19 protein-coding genes are annotated in these 24,587 nt (G+C 66.6%); 10 read left to right on the top strand and 9 right to left on the bottom strand.

Translation table 11 applies throughout. The annotated features are described in order from the left end of the window. The 3 genes from QZH66_RS03780 to QZH66_RS03770 all read right to left on the bottom strand — a co-directional run. The coding region (locus QZH66_RS03780) for a pseudouridine synthase (RefSeq protein ID WP_305804619.1) at nt 1–1,207 on the bottom strand (1,207 nt) is incomplete at its 3' end. Further along, a complete protein-coding gene (gene scpB / locus QZH66_RS03775; RefSeq protein ID WP_305804618.1) occupies nt 1,200–2,123 on the bottom strand; it encodes an SMC-Scp complex subunit ScpB in 924 nt (307 codons plus the stop codon). The genes QZH66_RS03780 and scpB, both read right to left, overlap by 8 nt. Nucleotides 2,124–2,139: 16 nt before the next feature. After that, entirely contained in the window at nt 2,140–3,045 is a 906-nt protein-coding gene (locus QZH66_RS03770; RefSeq protein ID WP_305804617.1) for a ScpA family protein, read from the bottom strand. A gap of 353 nt (nt 3,046–3,398) precedes the next feature. Between QZH66_RS03770 and QZH66_RS03765 the strand changes: the two genes are divergently transcribed. From QZH66_RS03765 to QZH66_RS03725, 9 genes are all read left to right on the top strand, one after another. Then, nucleotides 3,399–3,698, top strand: coding sequence for a YciI family protein (locus tag QZH66_RS03765; protein ID WP_305804616.1), 300 nt, complete (start codon nt 3,399–3,401; stop codon nt 3,696–3,698). Further along, entirely contained in the window at nt 3,695–3,961 is a 267-nt protein-coding gene (locus QZH66_RS03760; RefSeq protein ID WP_305804615.1) for a BolA family protein, read from the top strand. The genes QZH66_RS03765 and QZH66_RS03760 overlap by 4 nt, the downstream gene beginning before the upstream one ends. Before the next feature lie 154 nt (nt 3,962–4,115). Continuing rightward, a complete protein-coding gene (locus QZH66_RS03755; protein WP_305804614.1) occupies nt 4,116–5,147 on the top strand; it encodes a LacI family DNA-binding transcriptional regulator in 1,032 nt (343 codons plus the stop codon). Nucleotides 5,148–5,218: 71 nt separating this feature from the next. Then, nucleotides 5,219–8,263 (top strand): TonB-dependent receptor, encoded by a 3,045-nt coding sequence (locus QZH66_RS03750; protein WP_305804613.1) that lies wholly within the window; start codon nt 5,219–5,221, stop codon nt 8,261–8,263. Nucleotides 8,264–8,371: 108 nt separating this feature from the next. Continuing rightward, complete coding sequence (locus tag QZH66_RS03745; protein ID WP_305804624.1) at nt 8,372–9,979, top strand: glucoamylase family protein; 1,608 nt, start codon at nt 8,372–8,374, stop codon at nt 9,977–9,979. Further along, on the top strand, nt 9,975–11,282 hold the full coding sequence (locus QZH66_RS03740) for a sugar ABC transporter substrate-binding protein (protein ID WP_305804623.1): 1,308 nt from the start codon (nt 9,975–9,977) through the stop codon (nt 11,280–11,282). The genes QZH66_RS03745 and QZH66_RS03740 overlap by 5 nt, the downstream gene beginning before the upstream one ends. Continuing rightward, nucleotides 11,279–12,160, top strand: coding sequence for a sugar ABC transporter permease (locus tag QZH66_RS03735; protein WP_305804612.1), 882 nt, complete (start codon nt 11,279–11,281; stop codon nt 12,158–12,160). The genes QZH66_RS03740 and QZH66_RS03735 overlap by 4 nt, the downstream gene beginning before the upstream one ends. Then, nucleotides 12,157–12,993 (top strand): carbohydrate ABC transporter permease, encoded by an 837-nt coding sequence (locus QZH66_RS03730; protein ID WP_305804611.1) that lies wholly within the window; start codon nt 12,157–12,159, stop codon nt 12,991–12,993. Before QZH66_RS03735 ends, QZH66_RS03730 begins: the two co-directional genes overlap by 4 nt. 17 nt (nt 12,994–13,010) lie before the next feature. Then, nucleotides 13,011–16,154, top strand: a complete 3,144-nt coding sequence (locus QZH66_RS03725) for a discoidin domain-containing protein (RefSeq protein ID WP_305804622.1) — start codon at nt 13,011–13,013, stop codon at nt 16,152–16,154. A 205-nt stretch (nt 16,155–16,359) separates the two neighbouring features. On the opposite strand, the gene eda is transcribed toward QZH66_RS03725, so the two are convergent. The 5 genes from eda to zwf are packed head-to-tail and all read right to left on the bottom strand — an operon-like array spanning nt 16,360 to nt 22,205. Next, entirely contained in the window at nt 16,360–17,019 is a 660-nt protein-coding gene (gene eda / locus QZH66_RS03720; protein ID WP_305804610.1) for a bifunctional 4-hydroxy-2-oxoglutarate aldolase/2-dehydro-3-deoxy-phosphogluconate aldolase, read from the bottom strand. Nucleotides 17,020–17,073: 54 nt separating this feature from the next. Further along, nucleotides 17,074–18,990: a phosphogluconate dehydratase gene (gene edd, locus QZH66_RS03715; RefSeq protein WP_305804609.1), complete on the bottom strand. Its 1,917-nt coding sequence runs from the start codon at nt 18,988–18,990 to the stop codon at nt 17,074–17,076. 49 nt (nt 18,991–19,039) lie between these two features. Then, the gene (locus QZH66_RS03710; protein ID WP_305804608.1) at nt 19,040–19,762 is read right to left on the bottom strand and encodes a 6-phosphogluconolactonase; all 723 of its coding nucleotides are present in this window, start codon (nt 19,760–19,762) and stop codon (nt 19,040–19,042) included. Further along, nucleotides 19,759–20,766: a glucokinase gene (glk, locus tag QZH66_RS03705; protein ID WP_305804607.1), complete on the bottom strand. Its 1,008-nt coding sequence runs from the start codon at nt 20,764–20,766 to the stop codon at nt 19,759–19,761. Before glk ends, QZH66_RS03710 begins: the two co-directional genes overlap by 4 nt. After that, a complete protein-coding gene (zwf, locus tag QZH66_RS03700; RefSeq protein ID WP_345783822.1) occupies nt 20,763–22,205 on the bottom strand; it encodes a glucose-6-phosphate dehydrogenase in 1,443 nt (480 codons plus the stop codon). Before zwf ends, glk begins: the two co-directional genes overlap by 4 nt. A gap of 379 nt (nt 22,206–22,584) precedes the next feature. Here zwf and ugpC point away from each other — a divergent pair, with 379 nt between their 5' ends. After that, complete coding sequence (gene ugpC, locus QZH66_RS03695) at nt 22,585–23,673, top strand: sn-glycerol-3-phosphate ABC transporter ATP-binding protein UgpC (RefSeq protein ID WP_305804605.1); 1,089 nt, start codon at nt 22,585–22,587, stop codon at nt 23,671–23,673. Between the two features lie 6 nt (nt 23,674–23,679). On the opposite strand, the gene QZH66_RS03690 is transcribed toward ugpC, so the two are convergent. After that, nucleotides 23,680–24,549, bottom strand: coding sequence for a folate-binding protein (locus QZH66_RS03690; RefSeq protein WP_305804604.1), 870 nt, complete (start codon nt 24,547–24,549; stop codon nt 23,680–23,682). Nucleotides 24,550–24,587 lie beyond the last annotated feature (38 nt).

Genomic DNA, 24,587 nt, shown 5'->3' with positions numbered 1-24,587 from the left:
GCCCGGCATTGCGGTGGCCGCTCGGGCCGGTACTGACACCGTCCGGCACGTACCAGCTGCGGAACGCGGCCGGATTGCCTTCGGGCAACGGCTTCGGGCCGCGTTCGGTGCGGGTCTTGAACGGGCGCTGCGACTGCTTGGCGGCCGCTTCGCCGCTGACCGTCAGGCCGCCCTTGTAGCCGCCGCCCGGCTTGCCGCCGCGGCCACGGCCGCGTTCTTCGCGGACGTTGTCGAAACGACGCAGTTCACGGCCTTCATCGGCGGTGTTGTGGCCGTTGACGTAGGCGTTGCCGCGGCCGCCGTCGCGCGACACGCGCACGGTGGTCTTGGCTGCCCGGCGCTGGCCGATCACCGGCTGCAGGGTCAAGGCCGAAGGCGTGCCTTCCTCCAGATTCAGCTGCGCGCGCAGGGCTTCCACCTGGGCGCTGGTCAGCTCGACCGACTGTCCGCGCAGCAGTTCGCGCGGCAGGCCGATCTTGCCGTAGCGGGTGCGCTTGAGGCGGCTGACCTGGCAACCCTGCGATTCCCACAGACGGCGCACTTCGCGGTTGCGGCCTTCCTTGACGACCACCCGGAACCAGTCGTGCGAGTCGGTGCCGCCGATGCGTTCGATCTCGTCGAACTTGGCCGGACCGTCTTCCAGCGCCACGCCGCGGGCGAGGCGGTCGACCAGGTTGTCCGGCACCTTCTCTTCGCCTTCCGGCGCCCGCACGCGCACCACGTACTCGCGCTCGACTTCGAACGACGGGTGCATCATCGCGTTGGCGAGCTCACCGTCGGTGGTCGCCAGCAGCAGACCGGTGGTGTTGATGTCCAGGCGGCCGATGGCGATCCAGCGCGCGCCCTTGAGCGAGGGCAGGGCCTCGAACACGGTCGGGCGGCCTTCGGGGTCTTCGCGGGTGGTCACTTCGCCTTCGGGCTTGTTGTAGATCAGCACGCGCGACGGATCGGTCAGGGCGGTGGCGACAAAGCCGCGGCCGTCCAGTTCGATCCGGTCGCCGCTTTTGATCGACATGCCGACCGGTGCGACTTCACCGTTGACCTTGACGAGGCCATCGGCGATGCGCTGTTCCAGCGCGCGGCGCGAGCCCAGGCCGGCCTGGGCCAGGACCTTGTGCAGGCGTTCTTCAAGCTTGGGCTGGTCGGAGGAGGCTTCGCGCTTGAGCGAGAGCTTGTTCAACGACGGCTTGCGAGGGGTGTCACTCATCTACTTGGCTCCGGCCGGCGGTAAGTGCGTCGGCCTGTTGTTCGGGATCGGCTTCGTCAACAGCCACGGTCGTCTTCGCGACGGCGTTGTCTTCGGTTTCGTTCTTTTCCACCGCACGCTTTCCCGGCGCGGTTTCGGGTTCGCCATCAAGGGCGGCATCGTTTGCGGTGGCCATGGAGGCGGCCTCCGCTTCTGGATTCTGGTCGGAGGGGTGCGATGGAAGCGTGTGGTCGGCAACGGGCTGGATTTGCGCGCTGGCCGTCAGGCCTTGCTGCCGGTCGACCGCCGCATCACCGGTGGCGCGGCCCATTTCCGCCGGGGCCGCACTGGCGCTGATGCTGCCGGCCAGCTGGCCGTCGCGGTCCAGCGGCAGCTGCGGTTCCAGCTCGCCAAGGTCCTTCAGTTCGGACAGCGGCGGCAGTTCGTCCAGCCGCTTCAGCCCGAAATAATCGAGGAAGCCGCGCGTGGTGCCAAACAGCGCCGGCCTGCCGGGTACGTCGCGGTGCCCGATCACCCGGATCCATTCGCGTTCTTCCAGGGCCTGGATGATGTTGCTGCTGACCGCCACGCCGCGGACCTGTTCGATCTCGCCGCGGGTGATCGGCTGGCGGTAGGCGATCAGGGCCAGGGTTTCCAGGGTGGCGCGGGTATAGCGGGTCTTGCGCTCGGTCCACAGCCGCGCGACCCACTGGTGCACCTCGCCGGTGACCTGGTAACGGAAGCCGGAGGCGACCTCCACCAGCTCCACGCCGCGGCTGGCACAGGCCTCGCGCAGCTGTTCCAGCGCCCGTTCGACACTGCCCGGGGGGGGCGGCAGGTCTTCCGTAAACAGGTCCTGCAGCTGCGCCAGGGTCAGCGGCTGGCTGGAAGCCAGCAGCGCACCCTCGACGATACGGTTGATCAGCGATTGATCCATGCGATGAGTAGATTGCTCAGGCGGTTTGGGTGTCGGCATCGGCATCGTCGAACTCGCTGGAGAACTGCAGCGGTTCGTTGGTGTTGCCCAGGGCCAGCGATTTGACGTAGATCGGTGCCAGCGGCGCTTCCTGGACGATATCCAGCAATTGTTCCTTGGCCAGTTCCAGCAACGCCAGGAAGGTGACCAGCACGCCGAGCTTGCCTTCCTCGGCGGTGAACAGGGTTTCAAAGCGGTAGAACTTGCCGTCTTCCAGGCGGCCCAGCACATCGCCCATGCGCTGGCGGACACTCAGGGCCTCGCGCTTGATGGCATGGCCGGTAAACAGTTCGGCGCGCTTGAGCACGTCGTGCAGCGCCAGCAGCATTTCCTTCAGGTCGACCGGCGGCGGCAGCTTGATGGTCGCCCGGTCGGGTACGAACGCGCTGGCCATCGTGGTGTCGCGGTCCTGCCGGGGCAGCGCGTCGATATCCTCGGCAGCCTGCTTGAACCGTTCGTATTCCTGCAGCCGGCGCACCAGTTCCGCGCGCGGATCGGCTTCATCGCCTTCCTCGACTGGCGGCCGCGGCAACAGCATCCGCGACTTCACTTCGGCCAGGATTGCCGCCATCACCAGATATTCGGCGGCCAGCTCGAAACGCATCTCCTGCATCACCCCGATGTAGGCCACGTACTGCCGGGTGATCTCGGCGACCGGGATATCGAGGATATCCAGGTTCTGCCGGCGGATCAGGTACAGCAACAGGTCCAGCGGGCCTTCAAAGGCATCGAGGATGACTTCCAGCGCGTCCGGCGGGATGTACAGGTCCTGCGGGATCTGCAGCACCGGTTGCCCATGCACCACCGCCAGCGGCATTTCCTGCTGCTGCGGAGCGTGAGACGGCGTTGGCGGGTTCGCGTCGTGCGCGAGTTCGGAAGTCATCAGGTCGATGTCGGGTATTGCAGTAACCGTACACGCCCCGGATTCCCGTCCGGGAGGTGCTTGTGCCCTCTGTATTGCGAGCCACACGCGCTTGGCCAGCGCGCTTACACACATGAACAACAGCGCGCGCCGAAAAGTGAGCGGCAACGTGAAAACGGGGAGGTCGTCTACGCGGTCCGGGAAGGGGTTGCGGATCGGTCGTCGGACGCGGGCTTGGCCTGCCGTCGCAACGAGCCGCTACAGTCCGGCCACGTGCAATACCGCAAAGGGTAATGTGCCGAGCCGGCCGGTGTCCAGTATTGCGGCGCTAGACTTGGGGGCAATCCATTCAGTAAATACCAGGGAGAACTGGCGTGTGGTACGTGATCGAGGGGTATGACGGCGAGCAGGTGCTGGCCAAGCGGCAGGCCGCCCGGGCGGCCCACCTGGCCAGATTGCAGGCATTGCTGGACCAGGGACGGCTGCTGGTGGCCGGTCCTTGTCCGGCGGTTGATGCCGAAGACCCGGGCATGGCCGGCTTCAGCGGCAGCGTGGTGATAGCCGGTTTCGAGGATCTGGCCGCGGCCAAGGCCTGGGCCCAGGCCGACCCGTATGTGGCGGCCGGGGTCTATTCCCGTGTCGAGGTGCGTCCGTTCCGCAAGGTGCTGCCATGAGTCGGGTCGAGCGCATCCGTGCCGCCTTGCAGCAGGCTTTCGCGCCGCAACGGCTCGAGGTGGAGGATGACAGCCATCGCCATGCCGGTCACGCCGGGGCCCGTGACGGCCGTGGGCACTTCAATGTGGTGATCGTCAGTGACGCGTTCGCCGGCATGCCGCCGCTGGCGCGGCACCGCGCGGTCTACGCGGCGCTGGGCGGGATGATGCAGACCGATATCCATGCGTTGTCGATCAAGGCCGAGCCACCGCCGCTCGGGTAGGCCGGCCAGGTCTGCCACCGGCGGGGCGGGAGTTTGGCTGTCATGCCGCGCCCCGCGCCCGCCTTGCCGCGCGGGGTGCGGATAACAAGCTGTTTACATTTCGCGCTGAAAACGTTTACAGTCCGCGCGACCCCGCCCTGCGGAGCGCAACACGGTGGCGAAGACGGCGATCACCATCAAGGATGTGGCCCGAGAGGCGAACGTATCGGTCGCCACGGTGTCGCGCGCCCTCAACGGGCGCCACAACGTGGCCGAGCCGGTACGCCGGCTGGTCATCGAGGTGGCCCGGCGCCTGCGCTACAGCCCGCATGCGGCGGCGCGCAGCCTCAGCAGCCGCCGCACGCAGACGGTCGGGGTGGTGTTGCCGGACCTGCACGGGGAATTCTTTTCCGAGTTGATGCGTGGCATCGACGGTGTCGCCCGTGCGCATGGCCAGCATCTGCTGATATCCAGTTACCACGGCGACCAGGAGCAACAAGGCGTGGCGCTGCAGGCGATGCGCGGACGCGTGGATGGATTGCTGGTGTTGTCGCCGTATACGGCCAACCCCGATTTTCTCACTGACAATCTGCCACCGGCACTGCCGACGGTCCTGATCAATACGCCCTTGTCCGATCCGCGCTATCCCGGTTTCAGTATCGACGACCATGCCGGCGCGCTGGCCATGACCCGGCATCTGCTCGACGTCGGCCATCGCCGTATCGCGTTCATCGGCGGGCCTGGGCAGAACTACGACGCGCGCGAGCGCCTGCGCGGGTTTCGCGATGCGCTTGCCGCCTATGGGAATGGCGCGGTGGGCATCGAATTGCCGGGCGACTTCGATGAGGCCTCGGGATATCGAGCCGGACGGTCGCTCCTGGCCTCCGCTGCGCTGCCCGATGCGGTATTTGCCGCCAACGACATGATGGCGCTCGGCTGCCTGTATGCATTCAACCAGGCCGGCATCCACGTCCCGCGGCAGGTGGCGCTGGCCGGCTTTGACGACATTCCGCTGGCGCGCTTCGTTCACCCGGCATTGACGACGATGCAGGTGAGTATCGCCGGGCTGGGGAAACGCGCGATGTCGCATCTGTTGCAAGTGATCGACAGCGAAGGGGTGACGGGGACATCAGGCCAGACCGTGATGCCCACCCTGGTCGTGCGCGACTCCAGCGTTGTTTCCCCTTCTTCCATGGCCGGCCGCTGATGCCGGCAATTCCCCCCCCTTGCAATCGTTTTGTGGCCGCACAGCGGCGGCGACCCGGAGAGAGATCCACCATGAGACATGCTATCCATCCCCCAGCCACGCCGGCCCGAAAACTGCTCAGCTGCGCCTTGGCCAGCTGTCTGCTGCTTGGCGCCGCACCCGCGTTCGCGCAAAGCACCGCGGCCACCATCCGTGGTCAGGTGACCGCTGATTCGGCACCGGCCGCACAGGCCCAGGTCACCGCCACCAACCTGGCTACCGGCCTCACCCGCAGCGTGCAGAGCACCGCCAGTGGCGCCTATTCGCTTGGCGGCCTGCCGCCGGGGACCTACCGGATCGATGTGTCCGCCGACGGCCAGACCCGCTCGCAGACCATCACCGTCAAGGTCGGCCAGATCGCAATGCTCGACCTCGGGCTCGGTGGCATGGCCGAAACCGGCGCCAGCGGCGCGGCGACCACGCTCGATACGGTGCAGGTGACTGCGGCCGCGGCGGTGGAAACCAAGACCTCGGAGGTGGCGACCTATGTGAGCCAGCGCCAGATCGACGCGTTGCCGCAGTCCTCGCGCAACTTCCTGGCCTTTGCCGACACCGTGCCGGGCATGGTGTTCGAGACCCGCTCCAACAACACCAGCCAGCTCAAAAGCGGCGCGCAGAGCGCCAACGGCGTCAATGTTTTCATCGATGGCGTGGGCCAGAAGAGCTACACCCTGGCCGGTGGCATCAGCGGCCAGACCCAGAGCCAGGGCAATCCGTTCCCGCAGCTGGCCATCGGCGAATACAAGGTCATCACCTCCAACTACAAGGCCGAGTACGACCAGATCAGCAGCGCCGCGGTGACCGCGGTGACCAAGTCGGGTACCAACGAGTTCCATGGCGACTTCTTCTGGGACAAGACCGGCCTGCCCGAGTGGCGCGAAGCCACCCCGATCGAAAAGAAGCAGGGTTTCAAGAACGCTTCCGGCGAGACCCAGTACGGCGCCGCGTTGGGCGGACCGATCGTGCGGGACACGCTGTTCTTCTTCGTGACCTATGAGGGCAAGGAGTTCGAACGCCCGCGCACCGTGCGCGCCGACAATGGTGTGAACGTCGCCGACCTGACCCCGGAGCTGTCGCAGTACCTGGTCTCGACCAGCGTCCCGTTCAACGAGGATCTGTGGTTCGGCAAGCTGACCTGGCAGCTGGGCGATGCGCATCTGTTCGAGCTGTCGAGCAAACGCCGCACCGAATCGGAAATCACCGATGTCGGCAACGGTCCGAACTCGGTGCAGTCCGGCAAGACCAACAACAACGACAGTACCCGTTACGACCTGCGCTACCAGTTCAGCAGCACCAACTGGCTCAATGACGCCCACCTGACCTACGAGGACGACCGCTTCAATCCGCGTGCGATCAACCTGGTCAACGGGCAGCAGATCAATGCGTGGACCCAGCAGGTCAATCCGACCCGGTTCGGGACCTTCCTGCATCTGGGCGGCGGCGCCGATTTCCAGAACAAGGGCCAGAAGGGCTGGGGCTTCCAGGACGATTTGACCTTTACCGGCCTGGAGCGGCACACGATCAAACTGGGGGTCAAATTCAAGGATGTGAAGCTGAACGCGTTCGAGCAGCAGCCCTACAATCCGCAGTTCCGCTACGACTATTACGCCAACCTGATCGCCGGCAATACCGCGCTGGCCGCCATGGTGCCGTACGAGGTGCAGTTCGCCCCGGATTATTCGGGCAGCCGCAACATCGAGTCCAAAAACCGCCAGTACGGCCTCTACGTCCAGGACGACTGGGACGTGACCGAAAAGCTGCAGTTGAACCTGGGCCTGCGCTACGACTACGAGACATCGTCCAGTTTCGAGGACTTCGTCACCCCGCAGGGGATCGTCGAGGCGCTGCGGGCGTGGCCGAACGTCAACAACGCCAACGTCGATTACGACTACAACGACTACATCAGCACCGGCCACAACCGCAAACCGTTCAAGGATGCCTGGCAGCCGCGGCTGGGCTTCTCCTACGATCTGTTCAACGACCAGCGCCATGTGATCTTCGGCGGTGTTGGCCGCGCCTATGACCGCAACGTGTTCGACTACATCGCGCTGGAACGGTCAAAGGGCGCGTTCCCCAGCTTCACCTACCAGTTCAACACGCCCAACCATCCGTGCAGCGTGGGGGTCGGCAACTGTCTGGCCTTCAATCCGGCGTACTTCGATCGCGACACTCTGTATGCGCTGATTGCCGGACCGTCGCGGGCGGGCGCCGAGGTGGATCTGATCAACAACGAACTCAAGGTGCCGTATTCGGACCAGCTCAGCCTGGGCATGCGCAATATCGTCACGGTCGGCGGCAATGAGTGGAACACCTCGGTGGCGGTGGCCCATATCGAAAGCCACGACGGCATCCTGTTCACCCTGGGCAACCGCCGTCCCGATGGCAGCTACCACGGTCCCGGTGCCAGCTTCGGCAGTGCGCCTTGGGGCGATGGGTTGCCCGGGTATGGCAGCATCATCAAGGCCGACAATGGCGTGGAAACCCGTATCACCCAGCTGCTGCTGTCGGTGGACAAGCCGTTCACCCATGAATCGCCGTGGGGGTTCACCGTGGCCTACACCTACAGCGATGCCAAGGAAAATCGCGGCAATGCGGCCAACAGCGATGAACACTATTCGTTCGACTATCCCAACCTGGACAATGTCGCCTTCGTCCGCTCGGTCGGCATTTCCAAGCACCGCCTGGTGGCTACCGGCATCGCCGAATACTGGGGGCTGCAGTTCTCGGCCAAGCTGACGCTGGCCTCGGCGCCGGGCAAGGACGGGCTCAACTGCTATTTCATCGACGGCTGCGCAAACGGCTACTTCGAGACGCTGTACTTCAGTCCCGCGCGCCAGCGCCAGCTGGACCTGGCGGTGCAGAAGGAATGGGATACCGGCACCGATCTGAAGCTGCGCATCCGCGGCGACGTGTTCAACGTCACCAATGACCACAGTTTCACCAACTTCAACACCAATCGCGGCGATTACCGCAATGGCGTGGCGGTGCCGAATCCTGATTTCGGCAAGCGCTCCAACGACGAGATCCTGGGCAACCTGCCGCGCACGTTCAAGCTGTCGTTCGGTCTGCACTGGTAACCGCTAGGACGCCGCCTGCCGGCGGCGTCCTGCGGCAATGCCCGCCCCGCGGGTTTCCCCGGCGTTTGTGCGGTACCTGTTTTCTGGAGGGTGGTCTTGAAGAGTGTGATGGTCCCGGGCTTCAAACGTGGGGTGCTGATCGCGGCGCTGTTGTGCGGATTTGCCGCGTGCCAGCCTGCCACCCCCCCGACAGGCACGGCAAAACCCCGGCCGCAGGTGATCCTGATCGAGGCCGAGCTGCCGCCGCGGTCGCTGAAGCCGGAGTTGCCGCCGTTGTTCGACGATATCGAGCGACGCACCTTCCAGTTCTTCTGGGACACCACCAACGAGGTCAATGGACTGACCCCTGACCGTTATCCTTCGCGTCCCTTCGCCAGCATCGCCTCGGTCGGTTTCGCCCTGACCGCGTATCCGATCGGAATCGAAAAGGGCTGGGTCAGCCGCAACCAGGCGATCGACCGCACCTTGTTGACGCTGAAGTTCCTGCGCGATGTGCCCAGCGGCCCGCAGCGCACCGGCAAGGGCGGCTACAAGGGCTTCTACTACCACTTCCTGGACATGCAGCAGGGCCGCCGCTACGACAGCTGGGTGGAGCTTTCCAGTGTGGATACGGCGCTGATGTTGATGGGCGCGCTGTTCGCGCAGTCGTATTACGACGGCAGCGATCCGCGCGAGAAGGAAATCCGCCAGATCGCCGACGTGATCTACCGGCGCGTGGACTGGAACTGGCTGCAGCAGCGCAAGCCGCTGGTGTCGATGGGCTGGTTCCCGGAGAGCGGCTTCATCCAGCACGACTGGATGGGCTACAACGAGGCGATGATGCTGTACATCCTCGCACTGGGCTCGCCTACGCACCCGGTCAGCCCGGATGCCTGGACGGTATGGACCCGCACCTACGACAACGACTGGGGCGTGTTCGAAGGCCAGGAATACCTGTCGTTCGGGCCGGCCTTCGGCCACCAGTACAGCCATGTCTGGATCGACTTCCGCGATATCCAGGATGGCTACATGCGCGAACGCGGCATCGATTACTTCCTCAACAGCCGCCGCGCGGCGCTGGCCCAGCGCGAGTACGCCATCGACAACCCGATGAAGTGGAAAGACTACGGCGAGAATGTCTGGGGGCTGACCGCCAGCGATGGCCCGCAGAACACCACCCAGGAATACCGCGGTGACCAGCGCCAGTTCCGCCACTACTCGGCGCGCGGCGCCGGCCTGCGCGAGAATTTCGATGACGGCACCATCGCCCCGACCGCGGCCATCGGCTCGCTGGTCTTCGCCCCGGAGGTGGTGATTCCCGCCACGGTGGAAATGCACAGGCGCTACGGCGACTTCCTGTATTCCAGCTACGGCTTCCTGGACTCGTTCAACCCCAGTTTCAATTACGACATCCCTCTCAAGACCGGGCGGCTGGTGCCGGACCGCGGCTGGGTGGCCAGTGACTACATCGCCATCGACCAGGGCCCGATCCTGACCATGATCGCCAACTACCGCAACGAATTCGTGTGGACGGTGATGAAAAAGAACGCCTATATCCGCGCCGGGCTGGAGCGGGCCGGGTTCAGCGGTGGCTGGTTGAGCGATGAAGGCGGCTTCCAGCCGCTGCACAAGAATGAGCAGGCGGCGGCAGCGCGCGCGGTGGGCATCGCCGAGTCGCGCGCGGCCGCGGCGCAGGAGCAGAAGAATGCGTCCCCCCAGCCGGAACCGGTCAATTAGTCCGGCCATGGCGCGTCTGCGCCGCGCCAGCCTGCTGTTGCTGGCGCTGTTGCTGGGCGGCTGTGGCCGCGAGCCGGCGGACGGGGTGACGCTGCGCTTCTGGGCGATGGGCCGCGAGGCGGAAGTCGTCAGTGGCCTGATCGGCGAGTTCGAAGCGGAAAATCCAGGTATCCATGTCGATGTGCAGAACATTCCGTGGACCGCCGCGCACGAGAAACTGCTGACCGCGTTCGCGGCCGACGGCCTGCCGGACCTCTGCCAGCTGGGCAATACCTGGATTCCCGAATTCGCCACGCTGGGCAGCCTGACCCCGTTGCGGCCGTATGTGGACGCATCGACGGTGGTGCAGCCGGCCGACTATTTCCAGGGCATCTGGGACACCAACCTGATCGAGGGCGAGCTGGTGGGCATTCCGTGGTACGTGGACACGCGGCTGCTGTTCTACCGCAAAGACCTGCTGCGCAAGGCCGGGTTCGACCGGCCGCCGCGGACCTGGGCGCAGTGGGAAACGATGCTGGCGGCGGTCAAGAGAATGCAGGGTCCCGACCGGTACGCGGTGCTGATGCCGGTCAACGAGTTCGAGCAGCAGCTTTCGTTTGCGCTGCAGCAGCCCGATCCGCTGCTGCGCGATGACGGCACCCGTGGCAATTTCCGCAGCGCCGGCTTCCGGCGGGCGCTGGCGTTCTATGAAAACATGTTCGCGCAGGGCTGGGCGCCGAAGATATCCGAGACCCAGATCTCCAACGTCTGGGACGAGTTCTTCAACGGTTTCTACGTGTTCTATGTGTCCGGCCCGTGGAACATCCGCGAGTTCAAGAGGTTGCAGCCGCCGGGGCTGGCGGGCGAGTGGGGCACCGCGGTCTTGCCGGGACCGGACGGACCCGGGGCGGGTATCGCCGGCGGCACCAGTCTGGTGATCTTCCGCTCCTCGCGGCACAAGCAGGCGGCGTGGAAGCTGATTGAATTCCTGTCGCGGCCGCAGATCCAGCGGCGTTTCTACCATCTGATCGGCGACCTGCCGCCGCGGCGCAGCAGCTGGGACGATCCGGCGCTGGCGAATGATCCGCTGGCGGCACCGTTCCGCGACCAGCTGGAGCGGGTCAAGCCGACGCCCAAAGTACTGGAGTGGGAGCGCATCGCCCAGGAACTGCGCATCGTCACCGAACAGGTGGTGCGGGGCGGGCTGGGCCAGGATGCCGCGGTGCGCGAACTGGACAGGAACGTGGATGCGATCCTGGCCAAGCGCCGCTGGATCCATGCGCAACGTGAGGGCGCCGCCGCGCCGCAGGAGCAGCAGCGATGAAGCGGGGGGCACTGGCTGGCTGGCTGTTCGCCGCGCCGGCGCTGATCGTGCTGCTGGTGTTTTTCGGGGTGCCGGTGCTGTCGGCGCTGGCGCTGAGCCTGACCGATTTCGACCTGTATGCGCTGGCCGATGCGCGCAACCTGCGCTTCATCGGTCTGGACAATTACATCGACCTGCTGCAGACGCCGATTTTCTGGAAGTCGCTGGGCAACACCTTCTATTTCGTGCTCATCGGCGTGCCGCTGTCCATTGCCGTCTCGCTGGCGGCCGCATTGTTGCTCAATGCCCCGGCGGCGCGGTGCAAGGCGCTGTTCCGCACCGCGCTGTTCGCCCCGGTGGTGACCACGCTGGTGGCGGTGGCGGTGATCTGGCGCTATCTGTTCCATACCCGTTACGGGCTGGTGAACTGGGGCCTGGGCCATCTGGGCATCCACCCGGTCGACTGGCTGGGCGACCCGCACTGGGCGATGCCGACGATCATGCTGTTCGCGGTGTGGAAAAACTTCGGCTACAACATGGTGATTTTCCTGGCCGGGCTGCAGGCCATTCCGCGAGACCTGTATGAGGCCGCGCGCATCGACGGGGCGTCGCGCTGGCAGCAGCTGCTGCACATCACCGTGCCGATGCTGGGGCCGGTGCTGCTGGTGGTCGGGGTGATCACCATTTCCGGCTATTTCCAGCTGTTTGCCGAGCCGTATGTGATGACCCGCGGCGATCCGCTGCAAAGCACGGTCAGCGTGCTGTATTTCATGTTCGAGGAAGGCTTCAAATGGTGGAACCTTGGCCGCGCCTCGGCCGTGGCGTTCCTGCTGTTCCTGATCATCCTGGCGGTGACCACGCTGTTGCTGCACTTCGGCCGCAGGAGGCACCTGATATGAACCGTGAAATCGGCCAGTCGCGCGGATACGCCTGGTGGATCAATGGCGCGCTGCTGCTGTTGGCGGCGGTGAGTCTGGCACCGCTGCTGTGGATGCTGTCGGTGTCGTTCATGCCCAGCGGCGAGGCCTCGCATTTTCCACCTCCGTTGCTGCCCTCGACATTCAGCGGCGACAACTACCGCGAGCTGTTTGCCCGTACCGGCATGGCCGGCAACTTCCGCAACAGCCTGCTGGTGTCGGTCCTGATCACGCTGGGCTCGCTGCTGCTCAACACGCTGGCCGGCTATGCCTTTGCCAAGCTGCGTTTTGCCGGCCGTGAGCGCATTTTCCAGGCGCTGCTGGCGGCGCTGGTGATTCCGGCGCAGGTGGCGATGCTGCCGCTGTTCCTGCTGATGAAACAGCTGGGCCTGGTGAACAGCTTTGGCGGCGTGGTGGTGCCGGCTCTGGCCAGCGTGTTCGGTATTTTCCTGGTACGCCAGTACGCGCGCTCGATTCCCGACGAGTTGCTGGAAGCGGCGCGCATTGATGGCGCCAGCGAGGGGCGCATCTTCTTCCAGATCGTGCTGCCGATGCTCAAGCCGGTGCTGGTGACGCTGGCGATCTTCACTTTCATGGGGGCGTGGAACGACTTCATGTGGCCGTTGATCGTGCTTACCGACCAGGAGCATTACACCTTGCCGGTGGCCTTGGCGTCGCTGTCGCGCGAGCACATCATGGACGTGGAAATGATGATGGCCGGGGCAGTGGTCACGGTCTTGCCGGTGCTGCTGCTGTTCCTGCTGCTGCAGCGCCATTACATTCAGGGTTTGCTGCTTGGGAGCGTGAAAGGGTGAGGCGGTTTGTCATTGCGATGTTGTTGGGAGGCGCGAGCTTCCAGGTGCCGGCCGCGCCGGCCGAGGTGCGGGTGCTGGACGGGTTCGACGATGTCGCGGACTGGCAGCTGGTCACCTCCAACCAGGTGAGCGGCTCGCTGCGGCCGGTGGTCGGCAGCGGCGGCGGCCGCGCGCTGTGCCTGGACTACAACTTCCATGACGTGTCCGGCTATGTCGGTGTGCGCCGCAAACTGGATGTCAGCTATCCGGAAAACTACCAGTTCGGCTTCGAGGTACGCGGCGACTCGCCGGCCAACGACCTGCAGTTCAAGCTGATCGACGCCAGCGGTGACAACGTGTGGTGGGTCAATCGCCCCGGTTACACGTTCCCCAAGAACTGGACGCGGGTGAACTACCGCAAGCGCCAGATCGAGAAGGCTTGGGGGCCGGACAAGGACAGCCGCCTGCGCCGCAGCGCCGCGGTCGAGTTCACCGTATACAGCAGGGTCGGTGGCAAGGGTTCGGTCTGTTTCGACCGGTTGACACTGCAGCCGCTGCCCAAGGAAGACACCAGCGCGCTGACCACCACGGTGATCGCCGATACCGCCCCCGCATTGCAGCAGCGCATCGCCGATGGCAAGGCCGATACGTTCTGGATCAGTGGCGGGGTCAAGCAGCAGACGGTAAGCCTGGACCTGGGCAAGGTGCGCGAATTCGGCGGCGCGGTGATCCAGTGGATGCCGGGGCTGGAGGCCTCGCGCTATGTGGTGCGGGCCTCGGTGGACGGCCGCGACTGGCGCACGCTGCGCGAGGTGGTGGCCGGCAGCGGTGGCCGCGACTGGCTGGCATTGCCGGAAACCGAGGCGCGCTACCTGCGGTTCGATCTGGTGGATGGCCCGAACTGGCGCTATGGCATCCGCGACATCAGCCTGAAGCCGCTCGACTTTGCCGCCACCCCCAATGCGTTCATCCACGCCATCGGGGCCGATCTGCCGCGCGGTTCGTTGCCGCGCGGGTTCAGTGACGAGCAGCCGTACTGGACCCTGCTGGGTCTGGATGGCGGCCGCGAACAGGCGCTGATGGGCGAGGACGGCACGCTGGAAGCGCGCAAGGCCGACTTCAGCATCGAGCCGTTCGTGGTGGTGGACGGCAAGCTGCGCAACTGGGCCGATGTCAAAACCACGCAAAGCCTGCAGGACGGCTACCTGCCGATCCCGACGGTGGGCTGGAGCCAGGAACAGCTGGAGCTGCAGGTGACCGGCTTCGTGCAGGGCACGCCCGAACGCGCGCAGCTGGTGGCGCGCTATCGCCTGCGCAATCCGGACAAGGTGGCGCACCGCTACCGGCTGGCATTGGCGGTGCGGCCGTTCCAGGTCAATCCGCCGCGGCAGTTCCTCTCCACCGTGGGCGGCGTCAGCCGGATCGACCAGCTCGACATCGACGCCGGCCGGGTCAGCGTCAACGGCCAGCTGCGGGTGCTGGCGTTACCGGCGCCGGACGTGGCGTTTGCCAGTGCCTTCGACAGCAAACTGGAGGTGACCCATCTGGCGCAGCCGACGCTGCCGGCCCTCCGCCAGGTCAAGGACAGCACCGGACTGGCGTCCGGTGCGCTGGTCTACGAGTGGAAGCTGGAAGCCGGGCAGAGCCGCGAGGTGGTGCTGGTGTTGCCGCAGACCGGCAGCTGGCAGATGCCGGGCAAATTCGATGCCGCACAAGCGCAGCAGCAGGTGGCGGCGATGTGGCGAGGCAAGCTCGACCAGGTGCGCTTGCGCGTGCCCGAAGCCGGCAAGCCGCTGGCCGATACCCTGCGCACCGCACTGGCGCACATGCTGATCTCGCGGGTCGGCCCCAGCCTGCAGCCGGGAACGCGCTCCTACGCGCGCAGCTGGATCCGCGACGGCGCGATGATTTCCGAAGGGCTGCTGCGGCTGGGCCGCGCCGATGCGGTGCGCCAGTATGTGGACTGGTATGCGCCGCACCAGTTCGACAATGGCATGGTGCCGTGCTGCGTGGACGCCCGTGGCAGTGATCCGGTGCCGGAGAACGACAGCCACGGCGAATTGATCTTCACCATCGCCGAATACTGGCGCTACAGCGGTGACGGCGCGTTCCTGCAGCGGATGTGGCCGCACGTGCTGCGGGCGTGGAGCTATATGGAGGAGCTGCGCCTGGGCGAGCGCACCGCGCAGAACCGCGACCGCAATCCGGCGTTCTACGGGATGATGCCGGCCTCGATCAGCCACGAAGGCTATTCGGCCAAGCCGGTGCATTCGTACTGGGATGATTTCTGGGCGCTGCGCGGTTACAAGGATGCGGCGCAGATGGCCGCCGCGTTGGGGCTGGAGGACGAGGCGGCCGCGATGGCCGAATCGCGCGACCAGTTCCGTGCCGACCTGCAGGAATCGTTGCTGGAGGCGGTACGCCAGCATCGCATCGACTATCTGCCCGGCTCGGTGGAGCTGGGCGATTTCGATCCGACCTCCACCACCATCGCGCTGGCGCCCGGCGGCGAGCAGGGCCGGTTGCCGCAGCCGTATCTGGACAACACCTTCGAGCGCTACTGGAAGCAGTTTGTCGAGCGCCGCGACGGCAAGCGCGCATGGAAGGATTACACCCCTTACGAGTGGCGCAACGTGGGCGCGTTCGTGCGCCTGGGCTGGCGCGAGCGGGCATGGGAAGCCAGCGGGTTCTTCCTCAAGGACCGCACCCCGCAGGCCTGGAACCAGTGGGCCGAGGTGGTCTCCAGCACCCCGCGCACGCCGTTCTTTGTCGGCGACCTGCCGCATGCGTGGGTGGCATCGGATTTTGTCCGCTCGACCCTGGACATGTTCGCCTATGCGCGCGAACTCGATACCAGCCTGGTGTTGGCTGCCGGCGTGCCGGACGGCTGGTTGAACGGCACCGGGGTCGCCATCGAGGGGCTGGTCACCGCCTACGGCAAACTCGCTTACTCGCTGGTCCGCAGTGACCGCCAGCTGACGCTGGATGTGAGCGCGGGCATCGCGCTGCCGGAAGGTGGGCTGGTGCTGCCATGGCCGTATGCCGGCGAGCCGGGGACGGCGACGATCAATGGCGAACCGGCGCAGTGGCACGAAGGCGAATTGCGGATCCTGCAGGTGCCGGCGAAGGTGGAGATCGAGATTCCGGCGGCGCTGCGCAAGAACGAGCGGTCCCGGCGCTGACGGCCGGGCCGTGCGTGGTGCCGGTTTCGGCACGCGGGCAGGATACGGAAGCCGCCAGAACGGGATGGAGCCGACACGGGGAGGCCAGCACGCCCCGTCCCGCGCAGCTCGCAGCGCGGATCGACAAAGCGGGCGCCGGGGGGCCAGTCCCGAACCACTGCGGACATCGCCCGCCCGCAAGCCGGCGATGTGGTTGTCGCCCCGCTCAGCTGGCGCGCGCGGCGGCCACGATCGCGGCGGCTTTGGTCGCGCTGGCGCGCACCGTGTCCCACTGGCCGGCCGCGATCCAGTCGCCGGGCACCATCCACGAGCCACCGATGCAGACCACGTTGGGCTGCTGCAGATAGTCGGCGGCGGTGATTTCGGTGATGCCACCGGTGGGGCACAGCCTGAGATCGGGCATCGGCCCGGCCAGCCCCTTGACCATCGCCAGTCCGCCGACCGCGGTGGCCGGGAACAGCTTGCAGATGCGGAAGCCCCGCGCGACCAGCGCCAGCATTTCGGTCGGCGTGGCGGCGCCGGGTACCACCGGCAGCGGGGCCTCGGCCAAGGCGTCGGCCATGTGGTGCGGTGTGCCCGGTGTCACCAGGAAGTCGGCACCGGCATCGATGGCCTGGCGCATCTGCGCCACCGTCAACACGGTGCCGGCGCCGACCACCACGTCCGGCAGCTCGCGCTTGAGCATCGCCAGCGCCTGCAGGGCGACCGGCGTGCGCAGGGTCAGCTCGATCGCCGGCAGCCCGCCTTCCAGCAGCGCGGCGCTGACCGCACGCGCCTGGTCGAGGGTGTGGACGGTGACCACCGGCAGGATGCCGGCGGCGTGCAGCAGTTGTCCGGCGCGATCCTGGTGCGGAGCGATGTTCATTCGGATTCCTCGTGGGGCGATGGCGCGCGCCGGGTGCGGGCGCGTGCAGGTGTTTCAGGCGTCTTTGGCTTCGTGGGGGGCGGCCGCCGCGGCCGCATCGCCGCCCAGCTCGTATTCGGCGTCGTATTCCCAGATGCCGTCATCGGCGCTGGCCGGCCCGCACGAGATCGAGATCGCCCCCTGATCGGCCGGGCCCACCACCTGGCGATTGAGCGCAAACAGGTTGCGGCCGAGGTCATGCCCGGCGGGCGCGCTGTTGGGCGCAAGCGCGCGGGCGGCCCATTCGACCGGATCGACCTGCACCTCCAGGATTCCCGCTTCGCCGTCGAACAGGATCATGTCGCCCTCGCGGATACGGGCCAGCGGGCCGCCGCGCGAGGCCTCGGGAGTGACATGGATGGCCGCGGGAATCTTGCCCGAGGCGCCAGACAGGCGGCCGTCGGTAACCAGTGCCACCCGCCGCCCCTGGTTCTGCAGCAGGCCCAGCAGGGGGGCCAGCGAATGCAGTTCGGGCATGCCGTTGGCACGCGGTCCCTGGTAGCGGACCACCGCGACGAAGTCCTGCGGCAACGCGCCGGCGGCATGCAGCTTGTTGAGCGTCTGCGGTGCATCCACCACCACCGCCGGGGCCTGGATGCGGCGGTGTTCGGGCTTTACCGCCGACAGCTTGACCAGCGACCGGCCCAGATTGCCACGCAGCAGGCGCAGCCCGCCCTGGGCCTCGAAGGCGTTGGTGGCCGGACGCACCACCGATTCATCGGCGCTGGCGTGGACGGCCGGCACATAGCTCAGCCCGCCGCTGTGCAGCCGTGGTTCCTGCGCATAGGCGCGCATCCCGCCGGCCATGACCGTAGCCAGGTCGTCATGCATCAGCCCGGCATCCATCAGTTCGCGGAACACGAAACCGGTACCGCCGGCAGCGGCGAAGCGGTTCACGTCGGCCTCGCCATTGGGGTAGACCCGGGTCAGCAGCGGCACCACCTGCGAGATCGCATCCATATCGTTCCAGGTCAGGACGATACCGGCGGCGCGTGCGACCGCGATCCAGTGGATGGTGTGGTTGGTGGAGCCGCCGGTGGCCATCAACGCCACGATGGCGTTGACGATGGCGCGCTCATCGATCAGCCGGCCCAGTGGACGGAAATCATCGCCCAGTGCACAGATTTCCAGCGCGCGCGCGGTGGCGGCGCGGGTCAGGGCGTTGCGCAACGGCATTTCCGGGTTGACAAACGAGGCGCCCGGCAATTGCACCCCCATCGCTTCGAGCAGCACCTGGTTGGAATTGGCGGTGCCGTAGAACGTGCAGGTGCCCGGGGCGTGGTAGGAGGCGGCTTCGGCTTCCAGCAGTTCCTCGCGGCTGGCCTGGCCGGCGGCATAACGCTCGCGTACCTCGGCCTTCTGCTTGTTCGGAATGCCGGGAGTCATCGGCCCGGCCGGCACGAATATCGCCGGCAGATGGCCGAACGCCAATGCGCCGATCAGCAGGCCCGGCACGATCTTGTCGCACACGCCCAGATAGACGGTGGAATCGAACATGTCATGGCTCAGGCCGATGGCGGTGGCCTGGGCGATGATGTCGCGCGAAAACAGCGACAGCTCCATGCCGCCACGGCCCTGGGTGACGCCGTCGCACATCGCCGGTACCGCCCCGGCCACCTGCGCGGTGGCACCAAGCTCACGGGCGGTGGCGCGGATCAGGTCGGGATAGTGCTCGAACGGCTGGTGCGCCGACAGCATGTCGTTGTAGGCGCTGATGATGCCCAGGTTGGCGGTGGCATCGCCGCGCAGGCGTCCCTTGTCGGTGGGACCACTGGCGGCGAACGCGTGGGCCAGGTTGCCGCAGCTCAGGCGCGAGCGGAACGGCCCTTCGCGCAATGCGGCTTCGACCCCGCCCAGATAGGCGGCGCGCGACGCGGCGCTGCGCTGGCGGATACGTTCGGTGATGGCGTGGATGGTGGGATGCAGGCTCATGGCTTACCGCTGGAAAAGAGGGAGGGCGCCGGGGCAATGCGGCAGGGCGTCAGGCACACCAGTGCACGCGCAATTTCGGGCCGGGCGCGGCAATGGCCGCCAGCACCGGGTAACGCGAAACATCGGTGGACTGGAGCGCGGCATCGAGCACGTCCAGCTTCTGCTGGCCACGCAGCAGCAGCAGCCGCGCGCCAATCGGGGCCAGCCCGTGCGGGGTCAATGTGATGCGCAGGTGCCAGTCATTGGCGACCGGACACCCCGTGGCATCGAGCGCGGCATATGGCTGCGGGCTTTCCAGCGCCACGTGCAGATCGCGCGCGCCGGGGAACAGCGAGGCGGTATGTCCGTCGCTGCCCATCCCCAGTACCGCAAGGCAGGGGGCCTGGCTGTGCCGGGCGTGCAGGTTGGCGCTGTGCACACACTCGGACAACGGCTTGCCTACGCGCACCAGCGGATCGAAATGCGCGCCCTCGGCGCGTTGCAGAAAGCTGTCGCGGACCAGCCATGCGTTGCTGTCGCGGTCCTGCGGCGACAGCCAGCGCTCGTCGACCAGGCCGACTTCAACCCGGTCCCATTGCACCGGCAGTTCGGCCAGCGCCTGGTAGACCGGTGCCGGGGTGGTGCCGCCGGAAAGCAGCATGCGCGCCCGCCCGGTCTGCCGGATCCCGTGTTCCAGGATGTCGGCCATTTCCCGCGCCACACTCTCGATCCAGCCATCGGGTTCATGGTGGCGGACAAACGTGATGCGATCGGAGGTGGCGGCGGTGGTCATGGAGAATCTCCTTTAAGGTCGTGCAGGGCGTCGATCGCATAGGCGGTGGCGCCGAGCAGGCCGGGGCAGGGATGGATGATGGCCAGCACCGGTATCTGCGCCATCGCGGCCGAAAAACGGCCCTTGTTCTCGAATCGCTGGCGGAAACCGGAGTGCTGCAGCCCTTCGAGCATACGGGGCACCAGCCCGCCGGTCAGGAACACACCGTCCCACGCGCCCTGCACCAGCACCGCATCGCCACTGATTGCGCCGAATACCGCAAGGAACACGTCGATCGCGCGCAGTGAGAGGGCATCGCCCCGGCCGGCGCGTGCGGTGATGTCGGCCGGCTGCAGCTGGCCCGGATCGGTGCCGGCGATTTCGCTCAGTGCGCGATGGATGTTCGCCAGCCCCGGGCCGCACACCAGGCGCTCATTGGACACCCGCCCGAACTGCCTGGTCAGGATCTCCAGGATGCGGACCTCCTCCGGGGTGCCGGGAGGGAAACTGGCATGCCCGCCTTCCGTGGCCAGTGGATAGCTGCGGCCGTTGCGCAGGACCAGCCCGCCGACGCCGAGCCCGGTGCCCGGCCCGATCACGCAATAGTTGCGCGATTGGCCAACGCTGCCCGGTTGCCATGGCGGCGCCCCGATCTGCACCACGTCAGTGGCCTGCAGCAGCGTGATCGACATCGCCTGCGCGACGAAGTCGTTGATCAGGTGCAGCCGTTCCAGACCGAGCGCCGCGCTGATCCGCGGGCGCGAGATCACCCATGGATGATTGGTGATGCGTGCCTCGTCGCCATCGACACGGCCGGCGACGGCAAACACGCCGCTGCGCACATCGGCACCGCTCTGCTGCAGGTAGTGGGCGGCGGCGGCGGCCAGCGAGGGGAACTGCGCCACCGGATATTCCACAATGCTGGCCTGGTCCAGGGCGACGGGAGCAGCGGCGCGGGCCAGTGCGAAGCGCGCATTGGTGCCGCCGATGTCTGCAACCAGCACCGCGCCAGCGGCGCAGGTCACGGTGCGCCTCCGGATGCCGCAGGGTCCTGGTCGACGCCCTGTGGCAGGAAGGCATGGGCCTGTGCCGGTCCCCACGATCCGGCCGGATACGGCTGCAGCGGCAGGGCAGCGGCCTTCCAGGCATCGCTGACGCTGTCGATCCAGGCCCAGGCCGCACGCACTTCGTCATCGCGCACGAACAGGGCGTGATTGCCGTTGAGAACGTCCAGCAACAGGCGTTCGTAGGCGATGCGGCGATACAGTCCGGTCGGCACCGACAGTTCCAGTTCCAGCGGCCGCAGTTCCAGTGCGCCCCATTCCGGACCGGCGAGCGAACTCATCAGCCCGAGCTGGATATTCTCCTGCGGTTGCAACTGGAAGGTCAGCCGGTTGGGCGTGGCGTGGTGGCGGTCGGGGCGCTCGAACAGCCAGTGGGTCACCGGCTTGAGCGTGACCACCACCCGGCTGGTGCGCTCGCCCAGCCGCTTGCCGGTGACCAGATGGAACGGCACCCCGGCCCAGCGCCAGTTGTCGATATGGGCGGTGACACCGACGAAGGTTTCCGCCTCGCTGCCTTCCGGCGGCTGGTAGGCCTGTGCCGGCTGGCCGTCGATGCGGCCGGCGGTGTAGCGGCCACGCACGCTGTCACGCGCGGCATGTTCGGCATCGAGTGGACGCAGCGCACGCAGCACCTTGACCTTTTCATCGCGGATACGGTCGGCCTCCATCGATGACGGCGGCTCCATTGCCACCAGGCACAACAGCTGCAGGATATGGCTCTGCACCATGTCGCGCAGGGCACCGGAGCGCGAGTAGTAGGCGTCGCGGCCATCCACGCCTTCGCTTTCGGCCACCAGGATGTGCACCGATTCGATGTGGTTGCGGTTCCACACCGCCTCCAGCAGGGTGTTGCCGAAGCGCAGCGCCATCAGGTTCTGCACCGGCGCCTTGCCCAGGTAGTGATCGAGGCGGAACACGCGGTCCTCGTCGATCAGCGTGGCAATGGCGTGCAGGATTTCCGCGGCGCTGTCCGAGTCCGAGCCGATCGGCTTTTCCAGCATGAGCCGGTTCGGTGCTTCCAGTGCCCCCCCCAGGGCAAGGCCCTGGCAGGTTGAGATATACAGGCCTGGCGGAATGGCCAGGTAGCTCACGCAACGGCGCGGGGCCAGGTCGCTGACCGCTTCGGCCACCGTTTCGGGGTTGCGCAGATCCACCGCGCGGTAGTCCAGCCGCTGCAGCAGGGCGTCGATGTCGTCCAGCGTGGCCTGTGGCATTGCCTGTTGCAGGCGCGGGCGCAGAATCTCGTGGAAGCTGGCGGTGTCATGCGCCGACAGGGCCAGCGCACGGATGCGGAAATCTTCGGGCAGCAGGCCATCCCCCAGCAGTCGCAGCAGGGAGGGGAACAGGTAGCGCTGGGCCAGGTCGCCGGTGGCGCCAAACAGAAGCAGGGTGTCGTGCATGATTCTAGTTTCAGGTACTGGTGACATCGTTATCAATCGCCTTTTCCAGTGATATCGGGAGCTTTCCAGGGGGCGACCACGGGCCTGGATTCATTGGCCCGCTTCCCTCGTCCGGACGCCAACCTGCGCGCTCGATCCCTGACGGGCGGGTGGGACTCGTCATTCTCTCGGGGCCGGATCTGCCGGCAGTGGATGTTGCCGGCAACGGGTGGGTGATCGCGCGCCGATGCCGTCAGTCTGATGGTGCCATGTGAAAACCTGTGCATGGCAAGATGTTTCTACTGTATCGATATGGCGCAGCTCGCTTCCGGGCTGCCGCGTTCGACCTGCCGCTGGCGACATGGGGCGGTGCGGCAATGGCAAGGCGACGAGGTGGATGATGGCGAAAGTGCGGTTCGACAATGTGCGCAAGGTCTATGACAACGGCCAGGTCGCGGTGCGCGATGCCAGCTTCGAGACCGGTGACGGCGAGCTGCTGGTGCTGGTGGGGCCGTCCGGCTGTGGCAAGTCGACCCTGTTGCGGATGGTGGCGGGGCTGGAAGACATCAGCGGCGGCACGTTGACGATTGACGGACGCGTGCTCAACGACGTCGCGCCGAAGGATCGCGATATCGCCATGGTGTTCCAGAACTATGCGCTGTACCCGCACATGACCGTGGCGGAGAACCTGGCCTTCGGATTGAAGTTGCGCGGTTTCGACAAGGCCACGGTCAGGCAGCGGGTGGCCGCGGCCGCCGAGACCCTGGGGCTGACGCCGTTGCTCGATACATTGCCGCGAGCCATGTCGGGTGGGCAGCGGCAGCGGGTCGCGCTCGGCCGGGCGCTGGTGCGCGAGCCGGCGGTGTTCCTGCTGGATGAGCCGCTGTCCAACCTGGATGCCAAACTGCGGCACTCGGTGCGCACCGAGATCGCGCAGCTGCACCGCAAGCTCGGCACCACGATGATCTATGTGACCCATGACCAGGTCGAAGCGATGACGCTGGGCCAGCGCATCGTGGTGCTCAACGACGGGGTGGTGCAGCAGATCGATACGCCGATGGCGCTGTACCAGCATCCGGCCAATCTGTTTGTCGCCGGGTTCCTCGGTAGCCCGGCGATGAATTTCCTGCGCGGTGTGTTGCGGCGCGAGGGCGCCGGCCAGGTGGTGCTGGACCAGGGTGAGGGCCGGGTCATTCCGCTGGGAGCCGCCGCGGTGGAGCAGACGTGGTTGGGGCATGAGCTGGTGGTCGGGGTGCGCCCCGAACATCTGCAGCCCGGTGCCGGGTTTGCCGCGCAGGTGGAAGGGATCGAGCCGGTCGGCAACGAGATCTTCGTCAACATGCACTGCCAGGAGCAGCCGCTGGTGATGCGGGTCGCGCCGCAGGTGTTGCCGGCTATCGGCCAGCAGATCGAGGTGGCGGTGCATCCGCCGGCGCTGCATTTTTTTGCTGCCGATTCCGGTGACCGCCTGCTGGTGGCCAGCGGTTAGGGTTGATCAGCGCGCCAGTCCGTCCAGCAGCGCGATGGCCGGGGCGGGGTGGCCATCGACTTCCACGGTTCCTTCCAGTTCCAGCGGCAATACGGCAAGCGCCAGTGCACCGGCGCTGCTGGCGACGGTGCCTACGGTGACGCCGTGCTGGGTCACCGCGGTGCCGGCAACAGCGCTGCCGCAGGTCTGCAACAGCTGCAGCGAGCGTTTGGCCTTGCCCAGGAAATGGGTGCGGGCGACGATTTCCTGGCCGGGATAGCAGCCTTTCCTGACGCTGTAAGCGGCCAGCCGGTCCAGCCCCAGTTGCTGCGGCGTCCACTGCCCGCTCTGCGAGGGGTCCAGCCGCGGCAGGCCGTAACGCAGATCGGATTGACGCCAGGCCAGCGCCTGATCGCTGTCGCCATCGTGGGGGAGGTCCGTCACGGCGCGGCAAACGACGCGCACTGTGCGCGGCATCACCGCTGCGCCCACATCCAGCTCCAGCGTTGCATCGTCCAGCTGCGCAATGCGCGCAGCGTGGGCCTGTCGCGGCGCGCACATGCCCGCCGTCACCGCCCGTTCCTCGTCAAGGCTGATGCTGAGCTTGCGGCGGAACACGAACCGGCGCAGCTGCTCGACCACCGCCACGGCGTCACCATCGTGGTGCAACAGCAGCAGGTTCCGCGCATCGAGCCGCAACAGCTGGAAAACACTGAGGACGCGGCCTTTGGCGGACAGCCAGGTGCTCCATTGCCAGTGGCCATCGGCCAGCGCGAGGATGTCGCTGGCGAATTGGGCCTGGGCAAAGGCGAGGGCGTCGGCGCCGGAAAGGGCGACGACTTGCGAGGTGGCCAGCGTGCAAAAGCCACTGAATGGGGATGGCAGGTTGTCAGACACGTGAACGGGGACTAAAATTTGTGCGTTGCGAGACCGAC

The sequence above is a fragment of the Stenotrophomonas sp. YIM B06876 genome, from assembly GCF_030711595.1.
Classification (GTDB): Bacteria; Pseudomonadota; Gammaproteobacteria; order Xanthomonadales; family Xanthomonadaceae; genus Stenotrophomonas.
This window is presented reverse-complemented; position numbering and strand designations above follow the sequence as displayed.